This is a genomic window from Leucobacter japonicus, from assembly GCF_001273855.1.
GTDB classification, from domain to species: Bacteria; Actinomycetota; Actinomycetes; order Actinomycetales; family Microbacteriaceae; genus Leucobacter; species Leucobacter japonicus.
Map to the genome: position 1 here is coordinate 1 of NZ_JHBX01000059.1, position 380 is coordinate 380.

At 73.7% G+C, this 380-nt stretch carries 1 protein-coding gene; it reads left to right on the forward strand.

The window, feature by feature from the left end:
- Window positions 1–84: 84 nt before the first annotated feature.
- The coding region (locus AMS67_RS00180; RefSeq protein ID WP_156316466.1) for a TetR/AcrR family transcriptional regulator at window positions 85–380 on the forward strand (296 nt) is incomplete at its 3' end.

The window sequence follows — 380 nt, forward strand, 5'->3', positions numbered from 1 at the left end:
GCCCGGGGCCGGGCACTGGGTGCAGCGGGATCGCCCCGATCTCGTCGTTCCTGCGCTGCTCGGCTTCCTCGGAGGGCTCGGCTGATGCCTCGGCCGCTGCTGCCGAACCGGCGCGGGCGCATCCTGGACGCGGCCGAGGATCTGGTGCTCGAGCGCGGCTTCGACGCGACGAGCGTCGCGGCCGTCGCCGAGCGGGCCGGAATCGGCAAGGGCGCCGTCTACCTCGAGTTCGGGAGCAAGCGGGACATCCTCGACGCGCTCCTGCTGCGCGGCACCGAGCGCATGCGCGCCCGGCTCGCCGAGGAACTCGGCGAGCACCCTCCCCTCGGCGAGGCGTATCGAGCTTCCGTGCGCGTGCTGCTGGAGGACCGGCTCATGAC